Source organism: Desulforhopalus vacuolatus, from assembly GCF_016918505.1.
Taxonomy (GTDB): domain Bacteria; phylum Desulfobacterota; class Desulfobulbia; order Desulfobulbales; family Desulfocapsaceae; genus Desulforhopalus; species Desulforhopalus vacuolatus.
The window spans coordinates 39470-53058 of sequence record NZ_JAFFPZ010000015.1; the positions used below are offsets into that span (position 1 = coordinate 39470).

General features: G+C 43.4%; 10 protein-coding genes. 6 read left to right on the forward strand and 4 right to left on the reverse strand.

Annotation, left to right across the window (positions count from 1 at the left end; translation table 11 throughout):
• Positions 1–49: 49 nt before the first annotated feature.
• The 6 genes from JWG39_RS10465 to JWG39_RS10490 all read left to right on the forward strand — a co-directional run bounded on the left by JWG39_RS10465 (position 50) and on the right by JWG39_RS10490 (position 5037).
• On the forward strand, positions 50–565 hold the full coding sequence (locus JWG39_RS10465) for an SET domain-containing protein-lysine N-methyltransferase (RefSeq protein ID WP_205219340.1): 516 nt from the start codon (positions 50–52) through the stop codon (positions 563–565).
• Positions 566–579: 14 nt separating this feature from the next.
• Positions 580–1977 carry an aminotransferase gene (locus JWG39_RS10470; protein ID WP_240192088.1) on the forward strand — a complete coding sequence of 466 codons (1398 nt, stop codon included), beginning with the start codon at positions 580–582 and terminating at the stop codon, positions 1975–1977.
• A gap of 36 nt (positions 1978–2013) precedes the next feature.
• Positions 2014–2304, forward strand: coding sequence for a hypothetical protein (locus JWG39_RS10475; protein ID WP_205219341.1), 291 nt, complete (start codon positions 2014–2016; stop codon positions 2302–2304).
• Positions 2291–3163 (forward strand): methylenetetrahydrofolate reductase, encoded by an 873-nt coding sequence (locus tag JWG39_RS10480; protein WP_205219342.1) that lies wholly within the window; start codon positions 2291–2293, stop codon positions 3161–3163. Before JWG39_RS10475 ends, JWG39_RS10480 begins: the two co-directional genes overlap by 14 nt.
• A gap of 58 nt (positions 3164–3221) precedes the next feature.
• Entirely contained in the window at positions 3222–4112 is an 891-nt protein-coding gene (locus tag JWG39_RS10485) for a LuxR C-terminal-related transcriptional regulator (protein ID WP_205219343.1), read from the forward strand.
• 655 nt (positions 4113–4767) lie between these two features.
• A complete protein-coding gene (locus JWG39_RS10490) occupies positions 4768–5037 on the forward strand; it encodes a hypothetical protein (RefSeq protein WP_205219344.1) in 270 nt (89 codons plus the stop codon).
• A gap of 709 nt (positions 5038–5746) precedes the next feature.
• Here the strand turns inward: JWG39_RS10490 and JWG39_RS10495 are convergent.
• The 4 genes from JWG39_RS10495 to JWG39_RS10510 form a co-directional block, all read right to left on the reverse strand.
• Positions 5747–7420, reverse strand: a complete 1674-nt coding sequence (locus JWG39_RS10495; RefSeq protein ID WP_205219345.1) for an HD domain-containing phosphohydrolase — start codon at positions 7418–7420, stop codon at positions 5747–5749.
• A gap of 435 nt (positions 7421–7855) precedes the next feature.
• The gene (locus JWG39_RS10500) at positions 7856–11209 is read right to left on the reverse strand and encodes a PocR ligand-binding domain-containing protein (RefSeq protein WP_205219346.1); all 3354 of its coding nucleotides are present in this window, start codon (positions 11207–11209) and stop codon (positions 7856–7858) included.
• Between the two features lie 162 nt (positions 11210–11371).
• Positions 11372–11728 carry a hypothetical protein gene (locus tag JWG39_RS10505; RefSeq protein ID WP_205219347.1) on the reverse strand — a complete coding sequence of 119 codons (357 nt, stop codon included), beginning with the start codon at positions 11726–11728 and terminating at the stop codon, positions 11372–11374.
• 181 nt (positions 11729–11909) lie between these two features.
• A complete protein-coding gene (locus tag JWG39_RS10510) occupies positions 11910–13151 on the reverse strand; it encodes an FprA family A-type flavoprotein (protein WP_205219348.1) in 1242 nt (413 codons plus the stop codon).
• Positions 13152–13589: the final 438 nt, after the last annotated feature.

Below are 13589 nucleotides of genomic sequence, written 5' to 3' on the forward strand. Positions count from 1 at the left end.
CGAAGAATAACACGTTGAATATATGAGATGTACATAAAGGAGGATCACAATGCTGATATACCCCCATGATTTTGGTTTGGACCCGAACTTCGATTACCCGAAAAAAGAAGATTTTACGGTTTGTCGACGTGAAGATGGAAAAGGCGCCGGTGTCTACACCAAAAAAGACTTAAAGCGCGGAGAAATGATTACCAGGATTACGGGAAACATCGTTCCCACTGTAATGCAGCATACCCTGCAGATTACCCCCACAACACATATGTACGACCCGTATTTCACCGGGTATATTCTGCACTCTTGTGCGCCCAATATTTACCTTGATATGACCGAGTTTGAGCTATGGGCATTACGTGATATTGATGCGGGACAGGCACTGACCATGGACTATGCGCAGACTGAAGATATACTGTTTAAACAGTTTCCCTGTTTGTGTGGAACCCCAAACTGCCGTTTCTGGATTACCGGACGCAAAGAAGAGGTGAGTCCAGAGGGGATTGCCTACATTGAACAACAACTTGAGCAGCATGACCGTGAATCAAGTGAAATTGTGATGGTCGCATGCTGATGGAGAAAGGATATATGAAAGCCGAAAGCGGGACAACCGAAGAATTAAGTACAAAAGACAAGCGCCATACTATCCACCCATGGGCCGACCTTGCTACTGCCTCAACAAAAGGAGATCATGTAATCAAGAGAGGTGAGGGGTACCATGTGTATGACAGTGACGGTAAAAGGTATCTCGATGGCATTGCCGGTATGTGGTGTGTCAATATCGGATATGGCAACCAGGAAATGGCGGAAGCTATAAGCAAACAGGTTAAAGAGCTTGTTTACTATACGCCGTTTGGCGCGATGACCAATAATCTCTCTGCCGAACTGGGAGAAGTGTTGGCAGGGTTAGCTCCAGGAGATTTGAACCACGTCCACTTTACCACCAGCGGCTCCTGTGCGGTTGACTCTGCAATTCGTTTTGTCCATTTTTATTTCAGCGCTCTTGGCAGGCCCGAGAAAAAACATATTATCTCGAGAACTGAAAGTTACCACGGCAGTTCTTACCTGACTGCGTCTCTGTCCGGTAAAGCGGTTGACCGGACATACTTTCATTATATATCTGATATCGTTCATCATGTAAGCGGGCCGAATCCATACCGCCGTGACGAGGGGCAGTCCCTTCGTGAGTACTGCGATCAACTGGTCGATGAGTTTGAGAAAAAGATTCTGGAAATCGGCCCTGACAAAGTTGCCTGTTTCATTGCTGAGCCGATCATGGGTTCAGGCGGTGTTCTGATTCCACCCCCAGGCTATCACAAGGCAATGAAAAAGGTGTGTGAGAAATATGAAATTCTCTACATCCTCGATGAGGTTGTCACCGGTTTCGGCAGGCTTGGGCAATTCTTCTCTGCAGAACCTGAATGGGGGATTGTTCCCGATATTATCACAACGGCCAAGGGGTTAACCAGCGGATATCAACCCATGGGTGCGGTGATTATCTCCGACCGCTTGTACGATCGTATCTCGGGCAGCAACGCACCGAAAACTGCCTGTTTTACCAACGGATACACCTTCTCGGGCCATCCGGTTTCCTGCGCTGCAGCGCTCAAGAATATTGAGATAATGCGCAGAGATAAGATCTGTGAGCATGTGCAGGATGTCGGCCCTTATTTTATCAAGCAGCTAAAACGTCTCGAACGGTACGAAATTGTCGGTGAGACCCGGGGTAATCACCTTATGGCCTGTGTTGAATGCAATATCAGCGGCAATAAAGCTGCAGCCGAGGAAAAGGATATTACAGCGGCCCAGACTGTAGACCAGTTCTGTGATCAACAGGGGCTTATAGTTCGTCCTTACGAGGCGCTTTTGATTTTGTCGCCACCCCTTATCATCGATAAGGCCGGGATTGATGAGATGGTAGCGATACTCGACTCCAGTATTGAAAAAGCAACCTCGGCTTTACGGTCCAAAGGGTTGATCCAATAAACTTTTCTTACAAACTGCACCAAATGATGGAGACCCATGCAGCAAAAAATATTGATTAACGGCGCTCTTGTTGAAGGAAAAGGAAACGTCGAACATATAGTACGTCCTGAAAACGGTGAAAAGATAGCGAAAATAAGAATGTTGATGAATAGACCACTGGTTATTGTCGAACTGATACTCTCTTTTTTTCTGGAGAAGAATACTCGCGAGAGCAGTAAAAATTCCAGTTTAAACAGTAAGAAAACGGAAAGGTTCTCTCTGAAAGATGATAGTTCCTTTTCCACACTATCAGTGGGATGCTTTGGAGTTATATATGCGAATACCTGAAAAAATTAAGCAGTCAGGGCCATTTGTTTCATTGGAGTTTTTTCCGCCGAAAACGCAAGAAGATTGGCCCGAGTTCCTGGAAATTGCGACCAGGCTCAAAGTGATGAACCCTCTTTTTGCGTCGGTAACCTATGGAGCTGGAGGGTCTACCCAGAACAATACCCTGAAAATCTGTGACCAGCTTATTGGCCAGTGCGGTTATGCGGTAATGCCTCACCTGACTGGTGTCGCTGCTGATGAGAATAAGGTCGACGGTTTCCTCCGTGAGCTTGGTTCCATGGGTATCGACAATGTTCTGGCCCTGCGAGGAGACAGACCAGGTGATTTTAGCGGGACAGATGAGGAACTGTTTGCAACCTTCCCCTATGCCTCTGACCTGGTGCAGCATGTGAAGCGGAACTACCCGAACCTCTCCATAGGCGTTGCAGGATTTCCTGAAGCTCATTCAGAATCTCCCTCCATTGCAGCTGATTTTGACGTAATGGCCACTAAAGTTGAATGTGGTGCTGATTTTATCATCACCCAGCTTTATTTTGATAACCGGGTTTATTTCGATTATGTTGAGCGGCTGGAAAAGCGTGGGATAATTGTACCTGTTATCCCTGGTGTTTTGCCTATTCGCAACCTGGCCTCTCTGCGTTTTATTCTTGAGTTATGCAATGCAAAGGTACCAGGGCAGCTGATCAATGCATTGATGAAGGCAAATGATGAAGGGGGCAACAAAGCTGTGTATCAGGCAGGGGTCGAATATGCTCGCAAGCAGGTCCGTGAGCTCCTTGAAGGCGGTGCCCCGGGAGTACATCTCTACACCCTGAATAAAGCGGGAATGTGCCTGCAGGTAATGGATGGCCTTTATTAACCTGTTTACAGTGTTACACGTATTATACTAATCCAGCTCTCGCCTGACATGAGGCCCTATGGAACTTAAAAATGCCGAAAAAATAATATGGGAAACTCAGCAGTATGCTAAAACAATCCTCAATTCGCTCTCTGCCCATATCGCCATTATCGATAAAGATGGGATGATCTTAGAAACAAATGTGGCGTGGCGTCAATTTGCCAGCTGTAATGAGATAGGCATGAGACCGGATACACTGAATGTCAATTATCTCAAAATATGTGATGCTGCCACAGGAGACTCTTCAGACAAATCTGGAGAAGTGGCCGCCGGGATAAGAAGCGTTATCAAAGGAGATATCAGTGAATTTGTTATTGATTATCCCTGCCATGCACCCGGCATGCAGCACTGGTTTTACATGCGGGTAACAAGAGCCGTCGGCGATGGTCCCCTTCGTGTTGTCATCAGTCATGAGGATATCACTGCCCTGAAAATTGCTGAAGAGCAGCTTAAACAGAAAGAAGATCAGCTCCGGGAAAAAACGCAACATCTGGAGGAAGCGAATGTGGCTCTGCGCGCCGTCATACGAAAAAATGATGAGGATGCCAGGGAGATGGAGCAGGCGATTCTTCAGAATATTCGAGATTCGATTCTGCCTGGAATCAAACGCTTACAGGAGCGCAGTGAAGCACCAGAAGTCCGCAAGCTGGCTCTTCGGATTGAATCTGACCTTCAGGATATTGCTTCGCCATTCCTGCGATTACTCTCTAATATTTCCTCCATACTGACTCCCCAGGAAATGAAAATAGCGCTTTTGATCAGAGAAGGGAAAACCAGCAAAGAAATTGCAAATTTCCTTAATCTATCAGAACCAACCATTAGTTTTCACCGGCAAAACCTCCGCACAAAACTCGGCCTCACAGGTACTTCATCCAACCTCCGCACCTATCTGCTCACGCTGGAAAAATAATGGGTTTTACCTGTCATTTTGCCAGCAATCTTCTCGTATTGTCTTCCCCGATCTTCTGATTTATGTTTTAGACAATGAGCGATATGTTCATAATCTAAAAATGATGGTGCTATACCATTCCTATTAAGTTGTGACCGTACTGAATGCCATTTTCACTTTCTATTGGCGAATGTAAAGGCAGGGGAATGGGAGACAGGAGACAGGGAAAAGAACGGAATATTAGAGCGTAAAACGCTCATCCCCGGCTTTCGGATAACTACCAAAGTTGATTAATCCTGGTGCACTGTACGGCTTAACTTCAGATACAAACGTTTTCGTTTAATGCGTGGTCCCTGTTCGTGAAAATTCGTGTATATTCGTGGTTACAAACTGCAAAAGGAACCATGAATATACACGGATAAACACGAATTATTACTCATTCGTCATCGCCAAAAAAGATGTCTATGCAGTTACGTTTTCTAGTCAATACAAAATGTAATTGGTATTATAAGTACTGGCCTTTTCTTGCCATGATATTCAGCCAGCCTTCGTCAGTGTTGACAAACTTACTAAAACTCAAACTCTTGAGAAAAAACTTGGAATATCACTGTTAGCTGTACAAAATGCCAACGAACGATTTCCCCGAAGTCGTCTAAAAGAAAAAGGAGATACAACAATGAGCGAATGGGAAAAAGCAAAGAATGAAGAAATTATTGGAGGCATTTGTGACCATTTCAATCCACAGATCGTTGAAGATCCCCAAAAAGCTCTCTTCCTTATTGAACAGGAACTCGCCTGCCAAAACATCAATCTGGGTAACGATTGGCTCGGCCGCGGTGTAGTGGGAGATACAGTCCTCAACGCAGCCATTACCGGGTTGGAAATTGCTCGAGGCAAGTGCCTGGCAGCATTAAAAGATCTTAATAATAAAATATCATACACATAAATATATTTAATACCATTCCTATCAAGTTGTGACCGTACTAAATGCCATTTTCACTTTCTATTGGCGAATGTAAAGGCAGGGGGATGGGAGACAGGAGAAAGGAGACGGGAGAAAGGAGACGGGAGACACGGAAAGAACGGAATATTAGAGCGTAAAACGCTCACCCCCGACTTTCGGATGACTCCCAAAGTTGATTAATACTCCTGGTGCACTGTACGGCTTAACTTCGGATGCAAACGTTTTCGTTTAATGCGTTGTCCCTGTTCGTGAAAATTCGTGTATATTCGTGGTTACAAACTGCAAAAGGAACCATGAATATACACGGATAAACACGAATTATTACTCATTCGTCATCGCCAAAAAAGATGTCTATGCAGTTATGTTTTCTGGTCAATACAAAATGTAAATAGTATTATACCATTTCTATTTTGTATTGGTGGATTCAAAGACAGGTGGGACAGACGCCCAATTTGGGCGTCTTCAGTACAACAGGTGGCTCATCTCACAACAGGGTCTCTTGAATAATCTTGTATTTCGTTCATATTCAAGGCTCAGGAGGGAATTTACGGCAGGTATATAATTGATATCTCGACGTCTCGTTTCTCGCTTTGTCGAAGGATAAATTTTTGACTGCAACGAAGAAGATGGGCGAAAGACTGGTTATTCAAGGTAGCCATAAACCAGCCCGTTAACAGCATTAATCAAATATTCATTTATCCTCATTGTAGCGTTTCATCAAATTTTCTACCGAAGATCTTATAAGATCTATCTGAAAGGGTTTGTCCAGAAATTCTGATGCGCCCAGACGCAATGCCTGAATGGCCTGCTCTTTTTCACCATAACCTGTAATAACAATCGACCTGGTAGAGGGATGGATCTTTTGGACCTTTGACAACAGCTCAAGACCGCTCATCTCAGGCATACACAAATCCGTAATCAACAGGGGGAAAGGATGTTTTTTGAACACCTCAAAAGCCTCGACAGGATTACTGAACCCCTGCACATCAAAATTCAGACCATCCAAAGCTTCTGTAATAAATCGCACAATGGCAGACTCATCGTCCACCACCATAATCCGATGGTCTTCCTTGAATAAAAGGGTGAGAGCTATGTCTATCACCTGCTCTTCATATATTTTTCCGCGACCGCGTAACAATTCTTCTTTCAAAACACTTTTGCGAAGGGCTGGCCGGTAGGGCCGGTGACTGATCATGGCATCCGTCACGTCAGCTACGGACAGTATTCGCGCCCACTTGTGGATGTCATCGCTTTTTAACCCACGCGGATATCCACTGCCATCCAAACGTTCGTGGTGCTGATACACAACCTCGGCTACCGGCCAGGGAAAGGGAATGTTGCACAATACATCATAAGCCAGTTTAGGGTGCTCAGCGATTATCCGCCACTCGTTGTCAGAGAGTTTGCCAGGCTTGTTCAGTATTCCCGAAGGGATAGCTATTTTCCCAATATCATGAAGCATGGCACACACCTGGATGCCGTGCACGGCATCTTTATCCATACCCATCTGCCGGGCAATATTGACAGCCCACTGGGTTACCCCCCTTGCGTGTCCTGCCGTATAGGCGTCCCGTATTTCGGCCAGTTCGCTAATGGCTGCGGTAACTCCTTCAAAACTATTGGCTAAAGCCTCATTCAAATGTGAATTTTCACTCTCTGTCTTCCTTTGGGAAGAGACATCTCTGATAATTGTCACAGCGCTTAAAGATTCTCCTTTATCGTTCTTTATCGGAAAAAATCTGTGCGTAAAAATACCCTTTAAATACGGTTCTGGCTGTTCTGTCGTCTGGGGTATACTCGTCTTCAATACATCTTTCAGCGGGCAATAGGCGGGCGGTTTTTCTGTTCCGTGAATCAAGCGGTAGCAACGCTGCCCGGAAATTTTTGTTCTTTCTATTCCCAGGATATCGGCGACGGCCTTGTTGGCCCGCAGTATTCTGAAATTCTCATCAAGAATGAAAACCATATCAGAAATACTATCAAAGCAATTTTCCCACTCCTGTGCTGCATGGTGCAGAGTCTTTTGTACCTGTATTCGGCTTGAGATATCCCGAAGAGATGCCAGCCAGGCACTTTCTCCACCCCAATTTGTTTCAACAACGCGCATTTCCACATCGACTGGGAGCTGCCCCTTTCTGACAATATTTAATTCCGTAACATTATCAGCGACCAGGGGAGATCCGAAAAGTTCGCCCACAAAATCATCTGCGCTGATACCGAACAGCACCTCCGCTGCCGGATTCATAAATTTCACAATCCCTTTGTGATCTATAATAACAATGCCGTCTGCATTGTTTACAATCATATTAAGATAATTTTCTTCACTTTCCCGTAAAGCTTTTTTTATGGAAATATTATTCTGCATTGGCTCTTCCTTTTTTACGCATTTTCGATATGTTGCCAATTTTTTTCTCATTCAGCCATCGGGAGGATCTGCAAATATGATTGCATCACCATAACCTGACCGGAAGTCAGGTCCCAGTAACTCACTCTCTGAGAAGAGTACCAGATCATGGCCTTTCTTCAAACAGGAAGATTGCAGATTGCGATTTCTGGTGCGCTGAATCGGTCTAAGAGGACAATTTTACGAGAAATTCGTCGTAAAATCCGAAAACGAAGATCTGAACGCCGTAAAGAATATCCTAAGGGCAGGTGCCCGGTCAGCCCGAATTCAAACGGATCTGCACAATTAATGCCCGTAAAATAAATCCACTGACATCGTAGAGACGAGCAGTTTGGTCGTCTCTACGGAGACTTTTCCCTGTCTCCTGCCTCCTTCTTCCTGCCTCTCTTTCCTCAATCAACCCTTAACCTTATCCAGAATCTCTCTGATTTTAAGGGCCAGTTCCTTGTTTGAAAAGGGTTTCTCTATAAAATTAACACCCTCCTTCAGGACGCCCCGGGGTGCAATGATGTCAGCCGTGTACCCGGACATAAAAAGGGTCTTGAGATGAGGATAATGGCTTTTCAGGCGCTCGGACAGCTCTCGACCATTCATCGCGGGCATAACGACATCCGTTATCAGAAGATGTATATCGTCTGCATGTTCTGTTGCCAATTTGACGGCCTCCACTGGACTGCTGGAAAATAATACAGCATATTCAAGTTTTTCGACCATTCTTTTAACCATTTTCAGTATTGAGTCATCATCCTCAACCAGCAATATCGTCTCGCCTCTGCTTAATGGAAGTTGTATCTTTTTTTCACTTTGTACTTTAACTGTTTGTTCTGTATATACGGGGAAATAAATCCTGAAAATTGTTCCTTTTTTCATTTCACTGCAGACGTTGATAAAACCATTGTTCTGTTTGACAATACCATAAACGGTGGACAGTCCCAGTCCGGTCCCTTTGCCTGTAACTTTGGTCGTGAAAAACGGCTCAAAAATCTTGTCCCGGGTCTCTGGTGTCATACCGAAGCCATTATCGCTTACAGAGAGTTGTACATACTCGCCTGGAACAAATCCCTCGTAACAGGTGCAGTCGTTTTCATTAAAGGTGATATTTTTCGTTTCGACAGTAACCTTGCCCACATTGGCTATGGCATCTTTGGCGTTAACGCAGAGATTTGCCATGATTTGATTAATTTGGGTTGGATCAATTTTAATCGGTCGTATTTCATCTCCAGGTTTCCAGACAATATCGATATCTTCACCGATAAGCCGCTGGAGCATTTTGAGCATATCTCCTATTGTGTCATTCAGATCAAGCACCCTGGGCGCAACCGTTTGTTTGCGGGCAAAAGCCAGTAATTGCCGGGTAACGCTTGTCGAACGTTTTACGGCTGTGTTAATCTCCATAAGGTATCCATACAAAGGATCACTCTTTTCAAGCCTGGCCAAAGCTAATTCCGAATAACCGAGGATGATACTGGATATATTATTATAATCGTGTGCTACTCCTCCTGCCAGTCGGCCCACAGATTCCATTTTCTGGGCTTGCTGTAACTGGTCTTCCAATATCTTGTGCTCCCTCTCCGCCTGCTTTTGTTCTGTGATATCGTCATAGATACCCAGCACACCAATGACTTTTCCTTTTGAATCGTGGAGTGGCACCTTGGATGAATGCAAACACTTTGTATGTCCGTCGGGAGTACTTTGCGGTTCTTCATAACCAATTTTTGGTGTATTGGAATCAATCACAAGTTTATCATCTAAGTTGTACAACGTGACTTCTTCACCCCATCCCAGCTGAGAATTATCCTTACCAATCACGTCTTCCGGGCGTAACATTCCCGCATCAAAAGCAAAGAGTGTATTGCAGCCAAGATAGCGAAAATCTGTGTCCTTCCAGAAGACACGAATAGGTATGTTTTCCAGAACAGAGCGTAATAGATCTCGTGATTCAGTGAGCTCTTTTTCTGCCTGCTTTTGTTCTGTGATATCTACATGCGAAACAATAAACTGACTCTTGTTTTCGTTGTTGATTCTGGCCGCACTTACCAGAATATCTCGAACGTTGCCATCTTTTGTAACCATTCGGAAGGGATAATTCTGCAGAAAACTTTCACGACTACTGTGATCGACTGCTCCCATAAGCGCTTTTGTCTCTGCTGCAAGATTATTTTTTTCCCCGTTGCCACTCAGAATTTGAACCCTTGAATATCCGAAAATTTCTGCATATTTATCATTGATGGCAATTCTTTCACCTGTTTCAAAATCCGTGATGGCTAATGGAATTGGCGATTTGTTAAATGCACTCGAAAACTTTTCTTTACTTTCGCGAAGAGACTGTTCAGACAGCTTACGCTCGGCAAGTAATTTCGTTTGTTGAATGGTGCTGAAACTCATGCGGGAAATTAATTTGGCCAATTCGGATAAGAATGCCATCGACGCATCAGCAGTTTGTCTGGTCAGCCTTGGAACACGCCCGAGCGCAGCCAGGTATTCGGCCTCATCGAACCCATATTGAAGTGCCATCTGCCTGAAAATATTGATATCCGGCTCTTCGTCGGTATAAAAAAACTGTCCGATGAAGACATTTCCGAAATGCTTGCCATTAATTTCGACAGGCGCAGCCATGTTCCGCATGTTATTTTTACAGTGGTAGTTTTTAGATGTACCAAATGGCACACTGCTGGCAACTACCGTGTCGTTTTTGTGGCAGTTCAGAGCTGTTTCTGGATGACATCGATGGAATTTTGTGCAGATATCCTGCCAGCCTGCTGAAACCAAAGACTTTCCCGAAAGATCACTAATAGAGATTGCAACAGGTACTACCTTGTAAAATTGAGTTATCAGCGACTGTAAAACATCGACATCGATGATGTCATTGAGATCAAGTGATTCAATATCGCCCTTGTATTCTGTAATAGCTTTAAGTTTATTTCGAATGGTGGATTCACTTTTTCGGAGTGCTTCTTCCGTCTTTTTACAGTCGCTGATATCTATTAAATTACCGTATATTTTGACAACTTTTCCATTTTTAACTAAAGGTTGTCCAAGAGTTCTCACAAATAAAGTATTTCCTTGTGCATTTATAAATCTCACTTGCAAGTCATACGGTTTTTGTTTTGTGATTGCTTCGTTAAATGAATTCCAAACTCTTTCTTTATCATCCGGATGATAAAATTCTATCCCTTCTTCTGTTGTTGAAAACTTTTTCCCATAAATCTCGTAAATAGTATCGGTAAAAGTTGTTTGTTTGCTTTCTACATCGTAAATCCAGCCACCCATTTTACTTATTCTTTGTGTTTCTCTATAAAGACTTTCACTCTCTTGTAATGCGTTTGTTAAATCAATGAGCTCTTTATTTTTTTTTAATAATTCGGAACTTTGCTTTTTAATTAAGGTTTTGGTTCTCTCTTTTTGGATTATTTCCGACGGTAACCATTTATTTATCAGGATTGTTAATATTAAAATTGCTGCAATTAAATTGATAATTTTTGGGAAAAATACAATTTGTGGTTGTGCAAGAAAATTAAAAATATGTATTGGTATTAATCCGGAAAGGGATGTATACCAAAGACCAAAATACGTGCTTTCAAGAAGAGTTCTAAACGCATCAATTGACAGGATAATTAATAATAATCCTAATAATTCATCTCGTTTCCATCTGCGCTTTAATTTTAAAAAATAAAAGATCAAAATATAAAGCCAAATTATTATCAAAACCCAATAAATAAGTGGTGTAAAATATTTAAAAAGATCTTCCATTTTTATTTATCCCAGATAAAATTCTTTATGCTTTGCAAGCAACTTTATAAAAGCAGTCCCGTTTCTCAAATTGATATTGCAATATCTTTTTCATTATAAAATATCTCCAATATATTGATATTAGGCAGGTATATGTATAAAATGAGATAAATTTATCGGAAATTACTGCAATAAATAATCCTGCAGGTTTGTTTTACCATAATTAATTGCAGCACTGCTATCCTTTATTTGTTTTGCTACTCTGGCCATTAACATTTTCACCCCGGGGGTTTTTTCTGGATCTGTTTGAGGCAATAAGCGAACAGTCAGGCTTGTATCTTTTTGTGATAACTGGATAAAGAAACGCTGATTTTTAGAATTCTCAACAGCCAAAGATTCGATCAAAACTATGGTTCCTGTGGCATTGATATACTTCTCGCCAAGTTTGAGAATGCCTGTGTCTGTCTTTAAGGTTAGTGTTTCTATCGCTTGAAAGAGCTCCGGTGTTAATTTGGCGTGTTCAAGCACAACATGCGGCATGATTTTTCTCCCCGGTTTTGTCTGTCGATGAAATTTCTTTTTAAAGGTACCTTGAATTCATTTGATGGGAACCTTGATATGATCTTGAGACGTTTGCTGTCTCTGGGATACCCATAAATCCTCCATATTCTCGATATAAAAAATATGGAGGATTTACTGCGCACCTTCTCAAATTACACTGTTACGGTTTTTCAGGGGTGTCGGGACAAGACTGGTCTCGTATCAGCTGCACCAGTGCCTGGCTCTGGCTCTTCGCCCGGGCTTTCTCTTCAGCACCCGGTGCTCCAAACCATTCGATTGGTTCCACAAATTCCCACTTGAGTTTTTCTGTCAGTCGATCCAGCTCGCGTTGTGCTCCACCTGACCAGCCAGCGGAACCAAAGCGCAGCACTTTTTTATTCCATACCTTTTTACGCCGGAACATATCCAGTACCCAGGCCATGGGGGGGAACATCTCGTATTCGTAGGTTGGCATCCCTATAATAATTCCCGACGAGCGCCACGCCGAGGCCAGAATTATCCCCACGTGATCTTCCGGCACGCGATGTACATGCAGTGTCATCCCCGTGGAACGTACACCTTCAATAATGCTGTCCACCACCTTGCCTGTATTGCCGTACATGCTCGACCAGATCAGAGTGATCTCCGGCTCTGCCGGGCCGTTCATATAACCGGCAAAGTGGGTATAGGAATCTATAATAGCCTGGGGATTTTCCCGCCAGATAATCCCGTGCGAGGGGGCAATTACTTTAAGATCCAGTCCACTGAGTATATCTATGCCCTTGATCACAAAGTTGGAAAAACTGGCAACTATGTTGGCGTAGTAGCGCAACGCCTCGTTGTGGAAAAACACACGTTGCTCCGCCGACAACTGATCATCAAAATAGACCCCATCCAGTGTGCCATAGGAACCAAAAGCATCACAGGAAAAGAGCACGCCACTGCTTTCTTCGTATGTCATCATTGTTTCCGGCCAATGGATATTCGGCGTCTCGTAAAAGTGCAGCACCTTGCCCTGTCCCAGATCAAGGCTGTCGCCAGTACCCACCAGATGCAGGTTGCTCTCAATACCAAAAAACGACTTCAATACCCCTGCCGCCTTTTTGGTCAAACAGATCTGCAGATTGGGGTTTTTCTCAATCAGTTTCGGCAGCCAGCTGGTATGATCCGGTTCCATGTGGTTAATAATCAGATAATCAATTGTGCGCTCATCCAACGAGATGGAATGCAGCTCGTCCTGAAAATCTGCCGGTTTATCATCGGTATCCTCAATCAGGTCGATAAGGGCTGTTTTATCGCCTTCAACCACATAGGCATTGATCGAGATGCCATGCGGCATCGGCCACATTCCTTCAAATAATTGATAATTTTCCAAATTAACGGGGAGACAATGGATTCCATCGGCAATTTTTACAGCTTTCATGACCTCTTTCCTTTTTGGTTGATATGAAACAAAGTATATTTTTCTCTATAGTGTCCCACCTCCAGTTTGACTGGAGGTGACACTGGCCATTTTCCTGACATTATAACACCAATCACATTTTTTACTGACCAGAGAACGCGACTGCGTAGACATCTTTTTTGGCGATGACGAATGGATAAACAGGATGTAATACCATTTCTATTAAGTTATACCCCGTTTTGTCTCCTGTTTATCCATTCATGGTTACAAACGACAAAAGGAACCACGAATGGACACGAATAAACACGAATTATTACTGAAAAAACCATAAGAGAATGCCCTTGTTGTTGAATTCGGTCTGTTATTTGCTTTGAGGTAATTGATGTTTTCCGTAGTAGCAAACTGCATGAGACCCATGGCAATGTATTGTTTCTACTTATCGGCCCATAAGGAGCAGGG